Annotated in this window: 15 protein-coding genes and 2 tRNA genes; 15 read left to right on the plus strand and 2 right to left on the minus strand. The window is 44.0% G+C overall.

Annotation, left to right across the window (positions count from 1 at the left end; translation table 11 throughout):
- Positions 1 to 25: 25 nt before the first annotated feature.
- The 4 genes from Q0I54_RS05090 to Q0I54_RS05105 all read left to right on the plus strand — a co-directional run bounded on the left by Q0I54_RS05090 (position 26) and on the right by Q0I54_RS05105 (position 4,174).
- Positions 26 to 469: an ACT domain-containing protein gene (locus Q0I54_RS05090; protein ID WP_296116986.1), complete on the plus strand. Its 444-nt coding sequence runs from the start codon at positions 26 to 28 to the stop codon at positions 467 to 469.
- Between the two features lie 6 nt (positions 470 to 475).
- Complete coding sequence (locus Q0I54_RS05095) at positions 476 to 1,678, plus strand: homoserine dehydrogenase (RefSeq protein ID WP_296116988.1); 1,203 nt, start codon at positions 476 to 478, stop codon at positions 1,676 to 1,678.
- Positions 1,679 to 1,763: 85 nt separating this feature from the next.
- Positions 1,764 to 2,975 carry a cofactor-independent phosphoglycerate mutase gene (locus Q0I54_RS05100; RefSeq protein WP_296116990.1) on the plus strand — a complete coding sequence of 404 codons (1,212 nt, stop codon included), beginning with the start codon at positions 1,764 to 1,766 and terminating at the stop codon, positions 2,973 to 2,975.
- Entirely contained in the window at positions 2,969 to 4,174 is a 1,206-nt protein-coding gene (locus Q0I54_RS05105) for an aspartate kinase (RefSeq protein ID WP_296116991.1), read from the plus strand. Before Q0I54_RS05100 ends, Q0I54_RS05105 begins: the two co-directional genes overlap by 7 nt.
- A gap of 66 nt (positions 4,175 to 4,240) precedes the next feature.
- Here the strand turns inward: Q0I54_RS05105 and Q0I54_RS05110 are convergent, their stop codons facing one another.
- Positions 4,241 to 4,975, minus strand: coding sequence for a DUF975 family protein (locus tag Q0I54_RS05110; protein ID WP_296116993.1), 735 nt, complete (start codon positions 4,973 to 4,975; stop codon positions 4,241 to 4,243).
- 54 nt (positions 4,976 to 5,029) lie between these two features.
- Between Q0I54_RS05110 and Q0I54_RS05115 the strand changes: the two genes are divergently transcribed.
- A complete protein-coding gene (locus Q0I54_RS05115) occupies positions 5,030 to 5,467 on the plus strand; it encodes a DUF2752 domain-containing protein (protein ID WP_296116994.1) in 438 nt (145 codons plus the stop codon).
- Here Q0I54_RS05115 and Q0I54_RS05120 read toward each other — a convergent pair.
- The gene (locus tag Q0I54_RS05120) at positions 5,462 to 5,944 is read right to left on the minus strand and encodes a hypothetical protein (RefSeq protein WP_296116996.1); all 483 of its coding nucleotides are present in this window, start codon (positions 5,942 to 5,944) and stop codon (positions 5,462 to 5,464) included. The two genes, Q0I54_RS05115 and Q0I54_RS05120, sit on opposite strands and share 6 nt — an antisense overlap.
- A gap of 129 nt (positions 5,945 to 6,073) precedes the next feature.
- Between Q0I54_RS05120 and Q0I54_RS05125 the strand changes: the two genes are divergently transcribed.
- From Q0I54_RS05125 to Q0I54_RS05170, 10 genes are all read left to right on the plus strand, one after another.
- Positions 6,074 to 8,272 (plus strand): Tex family protein, encoded by a 2,199-nt coding sequence (locus Q0I54_RS05125; protein ID WP_296116998.1) that lies wholly within the window; start codon positions 6,074 to 6,076, stop codon positions 8,270 to 8,272.
- 59 nt (positions 8,273 to 8,331) lie between these two features.
- Positions 8,332 to 8,766 (plus strand): tRNA (adenosine(37)-N6)-threonylcarbamoyltransferase complex ATPase subunit type 1 TsaE, encoded by a 435-nt coding sequence (gene tsaE, locus Q0I54_RS05130; protein ID WP_296117000.1) that lies wholly within the window; start codon positions 8,332 to 8,334, stop codon positions 8,764 to 8,766.
- The gene (gene tsaB / locus Q0I54_RS05135; protein ID WP_296117002.1) at positions 8,763 to 9,482 is read left to right on the plus strand and encodes a tRNA (adenosine(37)-N6)-threonylcarbamoyltransferase complex dimerization subunit type 1 TsaB; all 720 of its coding nucleotides are present in this window, start codon (positions 8,763 to 8,765) and stop codon (positions 9,480 to 9,482) included. The genes tsaE and tsaB overlap by 4 nt, the downstream gene beginning before the upstream one ends.
- Positions 9,469 to 10,041 (plus strand): ribosomal protein S18-alanine N-acetyltransferase, encoded by a 573-nt coding sequence (rimI, locus tag Q0I54_RS05140; protein ID WP_296117004.1) that lies wholly within the window; start codon positions 9,469 to 9,471, stop codon positions 10,039 to 10,041. Before tsaB ends, rimI begins: the two co-directional genes overlap by 14 nt.
- A complete protein-coding gene (locus tag Q0I54_RS05145) occupies positions 10,038 to 10,268 on the plus strand; it encodes a hypothetical protein (protein WP_296117005.1) in 231 nt (76 codons plus the stop codon). The genes rimI and Q0I54_RS05145 overlap by 4 nt, the downstream gene beginning before the upstream one ends.
- Positions 10,262 to 11,173 (plus strand): ribonuclease Z, encoded by a 912-nt coding sequence (locus tag Q0I54_RS05150; RefSeq protein WP_296117006.1) that lies wholly within the window; start codon positions 10,262 to 10,264, stop codon positions 11,171 to 11,173. The genes Q0I54_RS05145 and Q0I54_RS05150 overlap by 7 nt, the downstream gene beginning before the upstream one ends.
- 41 nt (positions 11,174 to 11,214) lie before the next feature.
- Entirely contained in the window at positions 11,215 to 12,240 is a 1,026-nt protein-coding gene (gene tsaD, locus Q0I54_RS05155) for a tRNA (adenosine(37)-N6)-threonylcarbamoyltransferase complex transferase subunit TsaD (protein ID WP_296117007.1), read from the plus strand.
- A 1-nt stretch (position 12,241) separates the two neighbouring features.
- Positions 12,242 to 12,940: a 2-C-methyl-D-erythritol 4-phosphate cytidylyltransferase gene (ispD, locus tag Q0I54_RS05160; protein ID WP_296117009.1), complete on the plus strand. Its 699-nt coding sequence runs from the start codon at positions 12,242 to 12,244 to the stop codon at positions 12,938 to 12,940.
- 137 nt (positions 12,941 to 13,077) lie between these two features.
- Positions 13,078 to 13,163, plus strand: a tRNA-Ser gene (locus Q0I54_RS05165).
- A gap of 37 nt (positions 13,164 to 13,200) precedes the next feature.
- A tRNA-Ser gene (locus tag Q0I54_RS05170) sits at positions 13,201 to 13,290 on the plus strand.
- Positions 13,291 to 13,531: the final 241 nt, after the last annotated feature.

The following is a 13,531-nucleotide window of genomic DNA, read 5'->3' on the forward strand; positions in this document are numbered from 1 at the left end:
CAGAAATACACAGAGGGGGAGCATAATGGCAGAAAAAACGAAATATTTTGTCCTGAAACAAAAAGCAGTGCCGGAGGTTTTACTGAAGGTAGTAGAGGCAAAACGGCTGCTGGATTCGGGGAAAGCTGCTTCTGTGCAGGAGGCAGCGGAGAATGTAGGCATCAGCCGAAGTTCTTTTTATAAATACAAAGATGATATTTTTCCATTCCATGATAATGCAAAAGGAAAGACAATCACTATGGTCGTTCAGCTGGATGATGAACCAGGACTGTTATCCGTGGTTTTGCGGATCGTAGCAGATTATCATGCGAATATCCTTACCATTCATCAGAGTATCCCGGTTAACGGAATTGCTTCATTGACACTAAGTGTGGACGTGTTAAATGAGACCGGGGATATTTCCCAGATGGTAGATACCATTGAACAGCAGCAAGGCATTCATTATTTAAAAATATTAGCAAGGGAGTGACAAACGATGATTCAGATTGCAGTATTAGGTTATGGTACCATTGGTTCCGGTGTAGCCGAAGTATTAAAAGTGAACAAAGAAAGCATCACAAAACGTGTGGGAGATGAAATTGCTATCAAATATATCCTGGATCTGCGGGATTTCCCAGGTGATCCGATGGAAGACAAGATTGTTCATGATTATGCAGTCATCCAGAACGACCCGGAGGTCGTAATCGTGGTTGAGGCCATGGGTGGCGTGGAGCCGGCTTATACGTTTGCAAAACAGGCACTGGAGAGTGGCAAACATTTTGCTACATCCAATAAAGCATTGATCGCAGAAAAAGGTGCAGAGCTGATCCGCATTGCAAAAGAGAAAAATGTGAACTGTATGTTTGAGGCAAGTGTGGGCGGCGGAATCCCGATCATCCGCCCATTAAATTCCTGTCTGACTGCAGATGTGATCGAGGAAGTATCCGGTATCTTAAATGGAACCACAAACTATATGATGACAAAAATGTCTGAGGAAGGTTCCGAATTTGAAGATGTATTAAAAGATGCACAGCAGAAAGGATATGCAGAGGCAGATCCGACCGCTGATATTGAAGGCCATGATGCCTGCAGAAAGATCGCGATCCTGACATCTCTCGTATGCGGACAGCAGGTTGATTTTCAGGATATCCATACCGAGGGAATCACAAAGATCACTGCAACTGATATCAAATATGCAAAAGCACTTGGAAGAAGCATTAAACTTCTTGCATCCAGCTATCAGACTGGCGACAGCTACTGTGCGTTGGTAGCACCGTTCATGCTGGAGCCGACACATCCGCTGTACAATGTAAATGACGTATTCAATGCGGTATTTGTACATGGAAACGTTCTTGGTGATGCAATGTTCTACGGCAGTGGAGCTGGAAAACTTCCGACCGCAAGTGCAGTTGTTGCAGATATCATTGAGATTGCAAAACATCTGGATGAGAATATTCCAGTGGAATGGCGCGAGGAAAAACTGGAGCTTGCCGATTACAGACAGCTCAAAAATAAATATTTTGTCCGTACAAAAGCTGACAAAGCTGCTATTGAGAAAGCTTTTGGAAGCGTTTCCTATGTACAGGCAGATGGCGTGACAGGCGAGAACGCATTTGTTACAGCAGAAATGGATGGCTTTGCATATGATAAAGCAGAGGCTGAACTTGGTGAAGTGTCTCAGTGCATTCGCGTAAAATAAGAAACATTCTGTTTGCATGTGTAAATAAAATGTGAAAAATTGTTTGTGAGAGTAAAAAGATAGAAATAAACAGAGGTAAAAAGTGATGAAATACGTGGTGGTTTTAGGAGATGGAATGGCAGACCGTCCGATCGCAGAACTTGGCGATCAGACCCCGCTTGCTTATGCAGATACGCCGGAGATGGATCAACTGGCAGCAGTATCAGAAATTGGAATGGTACACACGATTCCGGATGGGATGAAACCGGGCAGTGATACAGCAAACCTGTCAGTTTTGGGATACAATCCCAGAATTTATTATTCTGGCCGTTCTCCGTTGGAGGCATTGAGTATTGGTGTGGACATGAAGGAGACAGATATTGCACTTCGCTGCAATCTGGTTACATTGTCTGAAGAACAGGAAAATTATGAGGATCGTACGATCATTGACCACAGTTCCGGTGAGATCAGTACTGCAGATGCAGCTGTTTTGCTGGACGCAGTCAGAGAAGGGCTGGAAAATGAAACATATAAGTTTTACGTCGGAACCAGCTACCGTCATTTGTTAATCTGGGATCGCGGAGAAGTGGTGGAACTGACACAGCCTCATGATGTCCTTGGACAGACGATTGGTCAGTATCTTCCGGAGGATGATATTCTTCGCGAAATGATGAAGAAAAGTTATGACATTCTGGTAAACCATCCGATCAATGTGGAACGAAAGAAACAGGGTCTCAATCCGGCAAACTCCTGCTGGTTCTGGGGCGCAGGTACAAAACCGGCTCTTTCTTCCTTTGAAGAGAAAACACATCTGAAAGGTGCGATGATCTCTGCAGTGGATCTGTTAAAAGGAATAGCTGTAGGTGCATCCATGAGAGTAATTGAAGTAGAAGGAGCCAATGGCGGTTTGAATACCAATTATGAAGGAAAAGCGCAGGCAGCAATTGAAGTATTGACCAAAGAGGGATATGATTTTGCATATATCCACGTTGAGGCTCCGGATGAGATGGGTCATCAGGGCAGTGTTGAGCGTAAGGTGAAGGCAATTGAATATCTGGATTCACGGATTATCAAGCCAGTGAAGGAAGGACTTGAAGCAGCAGGAGAGGATTTCCGAATGTTGGTTCTTCCGGATCATCCGACGCCAATCTGCATGCGGACGCATTCATCTGACAGTGTGCCATATCTCTTATATGACAGCACAAACCTTCAGAAGCATGACTGGAAATACAATGAGGCTGAGGGCGAGGCCAGTGGAAACTACGTGGCGTGTGGCCATGAAATCATAGATTACTTATTTGGGAGGAAGACATGCTAATTGTAAAAAAATTCGGCGGCAGTTCTGTGGCTGATAAAGAAAGAATTTTTAATGTAGCAAAGAGATGTATCGAAGATTATGAAGCAGGAAATGATGTAGTTGTTGTTCTGTCCGCAATGGGAAAGACAACAGACCATCTTATCGAGATGGCACGTGACATCAATCCGAAAGCTTCAAAAAGAGAGATGGATATGCTTCTGGCAACCGGAGAACAGACATCTGTTGCTCTGATGTCCATGGCAATGCAGTCTCTTGGCGTTTCTGCAGTATCTTTGAATGCATTTCAGGTAGTTATGCATACAACATCAGCATACAGCAATGCAAAATTTAAACGTATCGATACCGAGCGTATTTTCAACGAACTGGAGCAGAGAAGAATTGTTATCATCACCGGTTTCCAGGGGGTAAATAAATACGATGACATTACAACACTGGGACGTGGTGGTTCCGATACAACGGCAGTTGCACTGGCAGCAGCTCTGCATGCAGATGCCTGCGAGATCTACACCGATGTAGAGGGTGTATACACAGCAGATCCGCGTGTGGTTCCAAACGCAAAAAAACTGAAAGAAATCACATACGATGAGATGCTTGAACTGGCAACACTTGGAGCAAAAGTTCTTCATAACCGTTCTGTTGAGCTTGCTAAAAAATATGGTGTGCAGTTAGTTGTACGTTCAAGTTTAAACAGAGCAGAAGGAACAATTGTTAAGGAGGAAACAGAAATGGAAGGCATGCTTGTTAGTGGTGTAGCAGTAGATAAAAACGCAGCGAGAATCGCAGTAATTGGTATTAAAGATGAGCCGGGAATGGCATTTAAGATTTTTGATCTTCTGGCAAAGAAGAATATTAATGTAGATATTATTTTACAGTCCATCGGACGTGACGGTACAAAGGATATTTCCTTTACGGTATCCCGAGATCAGATGGATGAGGCTGTAAAAGTACTTGAGGAGAATCAGGCGCGTATCAAAGCCCAGAAGATTGAGGCAGATCCGACTGTTGCAAAATTATCCATCGTTGGAGCTGGTATGCAGACACATCCTGGTGTGGCAGCAGGTATGTTTGAGGCACTTTACAATATTGGTGTAAACATCCGTATGATCGGAACATCTGAGATTCGTGTTACTGTTCTGGTAGACGAGAAAGATGTAGACAAAGCAATGCGTGCCGCACACGACAGATTTATCGAAGAGTAATAAATGAAAGCAAGATAGAAAAAGCAGGATTTCTCAAAGAGATGGAATCCTGCTTTTTTAGATACATCAAACTTGTTTTAAGTCTAGGTAAAACTGTGTATTTGTCTGAGCAACGTAAGGAATAATCCACAAAAATCCAATACCAAGTGTCAGACAGCCCAGCAATCCCCATCCGATAAAGGACAGTTGCAGCATAAAATAACGCATTTTCCGTCTTCTCATCAGAATAAAACTCTGGCGAAGCGCTTCTGTTACCTGATAATCCGGATAATCAATGAGCAGGTAAACAGCTTGGGAAAATGCAAAGCCAAGTATGATCTGAACAATAAAACCAATGACTATCAGAATAGTTCCAATAACCAGCATTGTGTTAATTTGAAGATCTGTGATCGTGCTACCCTGAAATGCGGCAATTACGGTGACAATCACTCCCGGAAGTGTGCAGACAAAGGAAATTAGAATAAGGATGAACTCACATCCGATGAATTTGTCCGGGCGGTTGCGAAACGGATGCAGCAGATCCGAAAACTGCGGGCGGATGCCTTTGGCTGCCTGCATATGCATAAATGTGATGCCAATGTTAAAAAGTGAACCGATCAGGCCGACAAAAAGCATACCGGTGTAAGCCCAGATGATACGTCCTATGTGCATATAATAAATTCCCTGTTCCAACATGCGGGAAAACGGGAGTTCGATCAGTGTGGAGATGAGCCAGGCAAGAATGCCGGTACCGATGAGCACACTGTAACGTCCAAGCAAAGCATCTCTGGCATTTGCTTTTAAATCTGCAAAAGATTTCATATTGATATCATGCTCCAATCTGTTAAAATAGTGTGAGACAAGGAGGAAGCAAAGATGAAAGAATCGAAAGTTTCGTTGGAAAATGGATTATACCGCTGTGGCTGGGTAATTTTTATACTACTCGGTGCAGGGATAATTCTAAAAAGATTCTTTTTCACGGATTTGTTTACAGGCGGGCGGATGCCTCCGTGTGTATTTCATACACTGACCGGTTATTTTTGCCCGGGATGCGGCGGAACCAGAAGCCTGAAAGCATTGTTATCCGGAAGATTCCTCGTTTGCGCGGTGGATTTCCCGATGATTATGTATGCTGCTGTGGTATATGTCTGGTTTATGATCAGTCAGACCATAGACAAAGTCAGCAGACATCGGATTCCAATAGGAATGAAATACCGCCATGCGTGGGTATATGCCTCGCTTGTTATCGTAATCATTCATTTTATAGTAAAAAATCTGTTTTATATAAAAACCGGAATCGAACCGTTTTTATAAATATTCTCCGGAACCGTTGCCATCCGGGATAGAATCACTTCCGGAACCGCCGTCTGTACCGGAACCATCACTGCCCGGATTCAAATCGATGCCGAAATCGTGCTCTAAGGTATAGGTATAACGTTCCAGAAACTTGTCAAATCCGCCGTACTGACGGCTGACAGTGATAAAACTGCCGATGGTGATGACCAGACTGATCAATAAACCGGCAGTGCCAAGGAACAGAGCGGTGCGTGCAGCTCCGGTCGCCTTTTTGCGTTTGCCTCTGGAGAGCAGGGCAAAAATAATTGCCAGACCGCCAAAAATAAACGCGCCATACAGACAACAAACAGATACAATACTGAGAATGGAACAGATCAGGGCAGCCGCAGCAAGACCGTTGGATGCATTTCCCGGAGCGGGATTGTGGTAATTCGGATCCTGCTGATTCGGCTGTTCCCAGGAATCATTCCATGGATTGTTATTTTGTTCGTACATATTATAATTTGCCTCCTTTAAAACATGATTCTAACATGTGCATCAGAAAATGACAACCGGAAGAATGTATGATATGATACGATATAGCGTATGAACGGAAAGATAGAAGTACAGAAAGGATTACCAAATATGGATATCATAAAAAAAATTGCAGAAGAATTACAAATTCGCCCAGGGCAGGCACAGGCAGCAGTTAAACTGATAGATGAGGGAAATACCATTCCATTTATTTCCCGTTACCGTAAAGAAGCTACCGGTGCACTGAACGATGAAGTGCTCAGAAATCTGTATGAGCGTTTGAATTATCTGCGCAATCTGGAAGAAAAAAAGGAGCAGGTGCTTTCATCTATTGAGGAACAGGGAAAACTGACCGAGGATCTGAAAAAACAGATTCTGGCAGCAGATACTCTGGTGGCCGTGGACGACCTGTACCGTCCATATCGCCCAAAACGCCGTACCCGTGCAACAATTGCAAAAGAAAAAGGACTGGAACCGCTGGCAAATCTGTTGTCTTTGCAGCAGTTAGATCATTCTGCCGAGGAAGAAGCAGTAGCTTATATTTCCGAGGAAAAAGGTGTGGGATTCGCCGAGGAAGCATTACAGGGTGCCATGGATATCGTGGCAGAAGCCATTGCAGATGAAGCCGATTATAGAACTTATATCAGAGAAAAAACAATGCAAAAGGGAAGATTGACTTCCACTGCGAAGGATGAAAATGCGGAATCTGTATATGAAATGTATTATGATTTTGAAGAGCCTGTGGCCAAACTGGCGGGACATCGGATTTTGGCGCTAAATCGTGGAGAAAAGGAAAAAATTCTGACAGTGAAACTGGAAGCCCCGGAGGAAGAGATTATCCGTTATCTGGAGAAAAAGACGATTCGCAGAGATAATCCGTATACAACACCGTATTTAAAAGAAGCTGTCGCAGACAGTTATCAGCGTCTGATCGCACCGGCGATTGAACGTGAAATCCGAAACAGCTTGACAGAGGAAGCGCAGGAAGGCGCAATCCGTGTCTTTGGAAAAAATTTGGAACAACTTCTGATGCAGCCGCCAATCCGTGGGCAGGTGGTACTTGGCTGGGATCCGGCGTTCCGTACCGGATGTAAACTGGCTGTAGTAGATGCTACTGGAAAAGTGCTGGATACAGTAGTGATTTTCCCGACTGCCCCGCAGAATAAAGTGGCAGAAGCCAAAGCTGTTTTGAAAAAATTGATTGCAAAATACCATATTACGCTGATCTCCGTTGGAAACGGAACTGCTTCCAGGGAGTCGGAGCAGGTGATTGTAGAATTATTAAAAGAACTGCCGGTTCCGGTACAGTATGTAATCGTAAATGAAGCCGGAGCCAGTGTGTATTCTGCAAGTAAACTGGCTACAGAAGAGTTCCCAAATTTTGATGTAGGACAGCGAAGTGCGGCATCCATTGCGAGACGTCTGCAGGATCCACTGGCAGAACTGGTGAAGATCGATCCAAAATCCATTGGCGTTGGTCAGTATCAGCATGATATGAATCAGAAACGTCTCGGAGAGGCGCTGGAAGGCGTGGTAGAGGACTGCGTAAACAAAGTCGGAGTAGATTTAAATACTGCTTCTGTTCCGTTGTTGGAACATGTATCCGGCATTAATAAAACGATTGCAAAAAATATTGTTGCATATCGGGAAGATAATGGTATATTTAAGAATCGGAAAGATTTATTAAAGGTAGCAAAACTTGGACCAAAAGCATTTGAACAGTGTGCCGGTTTCCTGCGCATCAGCGATGGTACACAGCCGCTGGATGCTACAAGTGTGCATCCGGAGAGCTACGGAGTGGCAGAAGCCTTATTGAAACGTCTGGGGTATTCTGAAGATGAATTAAAAAAAGGTGCCATTCCAGGACTGCATAAGAAAATCAGTGATTATAAAAAACTGGCAGAAGAACTTGGAACCGGAGAACTGACACTGCGTGACATTGTGAGTGAGCTGGAAAAACCGGGCAGGGATCCCCGTGAAGATATGCCGAAACCGATTTTACGTACCGATGTACTTGAAATGAAAGACTTAAAGCCGGGTATGATCCTGAAAGGAACGGTTCGAAACGTCATTGATTTTGGCGCTTTCGTGGATATTGGCGTACATCAGGACGGATTGGTACACATTTCACAGATCTGTGACCGCTTTATTAAACATCCGCTGGAGGCAGTATCTGTCGGAGATGTTGTGGACGTGCAGGTGCTCAGTGTGGATGTGGCGAAAAAACGAATTGCGCTGACGATGAAGATTCAGGATCAAAATGCATCCGCAGAAAAGCAGCACAAAAATACGCAGAAGAAGAAAAAATAACCTGCGGATTTCATGGAAATGTAACACGCAGACTGACAAATTAATTGAGGAAACAAAGTATGAAGATAGAGACATTTTCGGCAGAAGAAACCTATGCATTAGGGAAAAAACTGGGAAGTGAAGCCAATCCGGGAGACGTGCTGACTCTGGTTGGTGACCTTGGTGTTGGGAAAACCGTATTTACCCAGGGATTTGCAGATGGGCTCGGAATTACAGAGCCGATCAGCAGCCCGACATTTACTATCGTACAAGTATACGAAGAAGGCAGACTGCCATTTTATCATTTTGATGTATATCGCATTGGTGATATTGAAGAAATGGATGAGATTGGTTATGAAGATTATTTTTATGGAAACGGTGTGACCATGATTGAGTGGGCAAACCTGATCGAGGAGATCTTACCGGAGAAATACCGGGAAGTTCAGATTGAAAAAAATCTGGAAAAAGGATTTGATTATCGTACAATAACTATCAGGGAGGTGCATCACACATGAAACTTTTAGCCTTAGACAGTTCAGGGCTTGTAGCCAGCGTATCCATCGTGGAAGATGACAATATGCTGGGAGAATATACTGTAAATTATAAAAAGACGCATTCACAGACACTACTTCCGATGCTGGATGAAGTTGCAAAAATGATCGATCTGGATCTGAATAGCCTTGATGCCATTGCCGTTGCGGCAGGACCGGGTTCTTTTACCGGACTCCGCATAGGTTCTGCTACCGCAAAAGGACTTGGACTGGCTCTGGACAAACCGTTGATCCACATTCCGACAGTAGATGCACTGGCCTGCAATCTCTGGGGACATCAGTCTCTGATCTGTCCGTTGATGGATGCAAGACGGCAGCAGACTTATACCGGTATTTATGAATTCAGAGATGGTGCGCTTCAGATTTTGCAGCAGCAGTGCGCGGTTGGAATCAATGAAATCATTGCGCAGATCAATGAAATTGGCAGAGCAGTGACATTCCTTGGAGATGGCGTGGCTGTATTTCGTGATTATATAGAAGAAAACTGTACGGTGCTTCATGATTACGCACCGGCGCATATGAACAAACAGAGGGCAGGGGCAGTAGCATGGCTTGGACTTCAGTATGCAAAAGAAGGCAGATTAGAGACAGCAGCAGAGCATTGCCCGGATTATTTGCGTTTGTCACAGGCCGAACGTGAGCGTCAGGAAATGCTGGAGAAGCAGAATGTCGGAAAATAGTGTGAGTCATCCTTTAGAAAATGTGGTAAAAAAAGAAAAAAGTGTGGATTTGTGTGACAAGAAGGAGTGCATTTCCCAAAATATAAATGGAGAAAAACAGACAATTGTCATCCGTGAAATGCGGCCGGAAGATGTTTCCGCGGTAGCGGCACTGGAATCAGCGTGTTTTTCAGAACCTTGGAGTGAGCAGGCATTCCTGGATGCCTTAAAACAGCCAGAAGCGTTGATGATGGCAGCCATCGGTATGGGTAACAACCTGCTGGGGTATTGCGGAATCTATCTGTCTGCGGATGAGGGCGAGATCACAAATGTGGCAGTGCGCCCGGATCACAGAAAGCAGGGGATTGCCGATGCGATTCTGACGGCAGTGTTTTTGGCGGCACAGAAGCGAGGTATCCGGACCATTTATCTGGAAGTGCGGGAGAGCAATATTCCAGCACAAAAACTGTATGAAAAGCATGGTTTTGTACCCTGCGGCATCAGGAAAAACTTTTATCGCAAGCCAACAGAGCATGCCATTGTGATGTGCTGTGATATGACACGGAGGATGAATGAGTGAGAAAAGCAGGCGTATTATATTGTAATTGCTGCGGAAAAATGATTCCTGAGAACTGTGATGCCCGACGGGAAGATTTTTTCCATTTTGAAAAGACCTGGGGCTATTTTTCACAAAAAGATGGTACCAGTCAGACAGCGGATATCTGTGAATCCTGCTTGACGCAATGGATGGCACAGTTTCGGATTCCGCCACAGACCGTGGAAAGGACGGAAATATTTGAATGTTAGATGTATGTTTACTTGGTACGGGGGGCATGATGCCGCTGCCGTATCGAAAATTAACCGCGTTGATGACGCGATACAATGGAAGTAATCTGCTCATTGACTGTGGTGAAGGGACGCAGGTTGCCATCCGGGAAAAAGGATGGAGTGTGCATGATCTTGATGTAATCTGTTTTACCCATTATCATGCAGATCATATCAGTGGACTTCCTGGACTTTTACTGACTCTTGGAAATGCAGATCGCACGAAGCCAGTGCATATGATCGGCCCGAAAGGACTGGAGCGTGTGGTAAATGCACTGCGCACCATTGCACCGGAACTGCCATTTTCGATTGAATACCATGAAATAACGGAAAAAGAGCAGGAATTTGAGATGAATGGATATTGTATCCATGCTTTTCGCGTAAATCATAATGTGACCTGCTATGGATATACACTGGAGATTAAGCGCCAGGGCAGATTTGATGTGGAACGTGCCCGTGGACAGGAAATACCACAGAAATTCTGGAGTCGTCTGCAAAAAGGTGAAATCATTGAAGATGGAGATCGTAGGCTGACACCGGAAATGGTACTTGGTCCGCAGCGAAAAGGAATAAAACTGACTTACTGTACGGATACCAGACCGATTCCGATTATCGCAGAATGTGCAAAGCATGCGGATCTGTTTATCTGTGAGGGCATGTATGCAGAAAAAGAGAAAGAAGCAAAGGCCCGCCAGTATAAACATATGACCTTTTATGAAGCTGCAGATCTCGCTAAACGAGCAGAAGTAGCAGAAATGTGGCTGACGCACTACAGTCCATCCTTAACCAGAGCTGAGAGTTATATGGACGAGGTACATAAAATCTTTCCGGGAGCATCTCTTGGCAAAGACGGGCGCAGCGTAGAACTTGAATTTGAAGAAGAATAATAGATGAATGTCGTGTCAAATGCGGCAGATGGGAGAAAATTATGGCAGAGAAAGATGTATTGATTCTTGCAATCGAAAGCTCCTGTGATGAGACGGCAGCAGCTGTCGTAAAAAATGGCAGAGAAGTATTATCCAATGTGATTTCGTCACAGATTGCATTGCATACATTATATGGAGGCGTTGTGCCTGAGATTGCTTCCAGAAAACACATTGAGAAGATCAATCAGGTTATTCAGGAAGCGTTGGACGAAGCGCACGTAACTTTAGATGACATTGATGCGATTGGTGTAACCTATGGCCCGGGATTAGTAGGCGCCCTGCTGGTTGGCGTAGCAGCAGCAAAAGCTATCAGTTATGCGAAAAAGATTCCACTGGTAGGCGTACATCACATTGAAGGGCATATCAGCGCCAACTATATTGAAAATAAAGACCTTGAGCCACCGTTTTTATGCCTTGTGGTGTCGGGCGGTCATACACACCTTGTAAAAGTAGCAGATTACGGCAAATATGAGATCCTTGGAAGAACCAGAGATGATGCTGCCGGAGAAGCATTTGATAAAGTGGCTCGTGCCATTGGTCTTGGCTATCCGGGTGGACCGAAAATCGAAAAAGCGGCCCGAAATGGAGATCCTATGGCAATCCCATTTCCGAAAGCAAAAGTCAACGATAATCCGTATGACTTTAGTTTCAGTGGCGTAAAATCAGCTGTGCTGAATTATATTAATGGCTGTAAGATGAAAAATATTGAGATCGTGCCGGAAGATATTGCAGCATCTTTCCAGAAATCAGTGACAGATGTGCTGATTGCCCATGCTATGTATGCAGCGGAAGAATTTAAAATCCATAAACTTGCAATTGCAGGCGGCGTGGCTTCCAACAGTGTACTGCGTGAGGGGATGAGAGCAGCGTGTGAAAAACGAGGAATCGCTTTTTATCATCCGTCACCGATTTTCTGTACAGATAACGCGGCTATGATTGGTGCAGCTGCATATTATGAGTATATGGCAGGAACACGTCACGGATGGGATCTGAATGCAGTTCCAAACTTGAAACTGGGAGAACGATAGAATGGGTGAAAAAAAACGGCATGTTGCCATTGTACTGGCAGCTGGAAAAGGATCACGAATGAAAAGTGATATCCCGAAACAGTATCTGATGTTAAACGGGAAGCCAGTGCTTTACTATGCACTTCGGGTATTTGAGGAGAGCTTTGTGGATGAAATCGTGCTGGTAACAGGTGTGGGTCAGGAATTATATTGCCAGAAAGAAATAGTGGAAAAATATGATTTTCATAAGGTATCTCACGTGATCGCAGGAGGAAAAGAACGTTATGATTCTGTATATCGCGGACTCTCTGCACTAGAAGGGGCAGACTATGTCTATATCCATGATGGAGCACGACCGTTTATAGATGATGAACTTTTACTGCGAGCAAAACAGAACGTAGAACAGTATCATGCGTGCGCAGCTGGTATGCCAAGTAAAGATACTATTAAAATTATAAATGAAGAAGGATTTGTGGCAGACACACCACAGCGAAAATATACGTGGACGATTCAGACACCACAAGTGTTTGAATATCCACTGATTCGTGAGGCTTATGAAAAAATGTACCGAAATATGCCGGAGATACAGATTACGGATGATGCCATGGTAGTGGAAACAATGCTTCAGACCCCGGTTAAGTTATATGAAGGAAGTTATGATAATATAAAAATTACAACGCCGGAAGATCTGGTGATAGCAGGGGCTTTCCTTTGCACCTAAACAGTTCTTTTTAGTCTGTTTTGTATGAATGATAAGGAGTTTTACTCGAAAAAACAAAAAAAATAAAAAAACTTGTTGACAAGATAGGGGGGTATATGTATAATAATTCTTGCGCTGGTCAAATGCGCACAGAAAAAGGAGAGATATCGAAGTGGTCATAACGAGGCGGTCTTGAAAACCGTTTGTCCGCAAGGGCGCGTGGGTTCGAATCCCACTCTCTCCGTTATCGACTAAGTCGATGATCATATATTTGTTAATTCGGAGAAGTACCCAAGCTGGCCGAAGGGACACCCCTGGAAAGGGTGCAGGTCGTTAACAGCGGCGCGAGGGTTCAAATCCCTCCTTCTCCGCTATCAATCAAAAAAACATAAAAAAGTTGTTGACAAACAATTATGATTATGATAATATGATTGAGCTGTCGCAAAAAAAAGAGCGACAAAATAAAATATAAAAAAGTTGTTGACAAACACTTGGATATCTGGTAAGATACAAAAGTTGCTGAACAACAGCAGAGCACAAAGAACTTTGATAACTGAACAGTGAAATAACCTTGAAAGATTCATTGAGAACAGCGAAGCAATTCGCGATTTA

The sequence above is a fragment of the uncultured Eubacterium sp. genome, from assembly GCF_934295145.1.
Taxonomy (GTDB): Bacteria; Bacillota; Clostridia; order Lachnospirales; family Lachnospiraceae; genus Eubacterium_I.